Here is a 565-nt window from a genome sequence, read left to right as displayed (position 1 = left end):
TGTGGATTCTGCCACTTATCTTCTTCGCTACGCGCTGTTTGCTCTGCTAAGTCATCAACATCATGACACTGCAAACAGGCTTGATCTGATGGAAACTGTTTGATGCCATTGTCGTGGCATGTTTTACAGTCTTTACCGATCACTTCTTTATGGTGGTCTCGCACCTCTACTGCTTGTGCAGATAGAGTTAACAGGCAACCCAATGTTAGCGCTAATACCGCTTTAAATTTACTCATCACTCATTCCTTTTATTATCTGGTAAATTTAGGCTTTCATGACGCTGCGTGCAGCTGTCATACCCATCACCATGCATTCCGGAATTGAGCAACTACCTAAACGGCTCACACCATGAATACCACCACAGACTTCGCCGGCTGCATACAGACCAGAGATAGACTGACCTGTGAAGCTGTCTTTCACTTCGGCTTTAGTATTAACCTGTACACCACCTTGGCAATAATGCACTTTCGGCCATAGTCTTACGACGGTGAATGGCGCTTCGATAAACTTATCTTTAGCCTTAGTCATGTTCTTACCGAACTGCTTGTCATCACCAGACTTAACG

The 565-nt window shown here is 44.8% G+C and carries 2 protein-coding genes; both read right to left on the bottom strand.

The window, feature by feature from the left end:
* Nucleotides 1-236 (bottom strand): acrylate reductase cytochrome subunit ArdB (gene ardB / locus L2729_RS21560; RefSeq protein WP_248990049.1); only part of this gene is annotated, 236 nt, incomplete at its 3' end.
* Between the two features lie 28 nt (nucleotides 237-264).
* Nucleotides 265-565, bottom strand: a 301-nt coding sequence (locus L2729_RS21555; RefSeq protein ID WP_248990048.1) for an FAD-binding protein, incomplete at its 5' end; no start/stop codon positions are given.

The sequence above is a fragment of the Shewanella gelidimarina genome (assembly GCF_023283945.1).
In the GTDB taxonomy this organism is placed as follows: Bacteria; Pseudomonadota; Gammaproteobacteria; order Enterobacterales; family Shewanellaceae; genus Shewanella; species Shewanella gelidimarina.
This window is presented reverse-complemented; position numbering and strand designations above follow the sequence as displayed.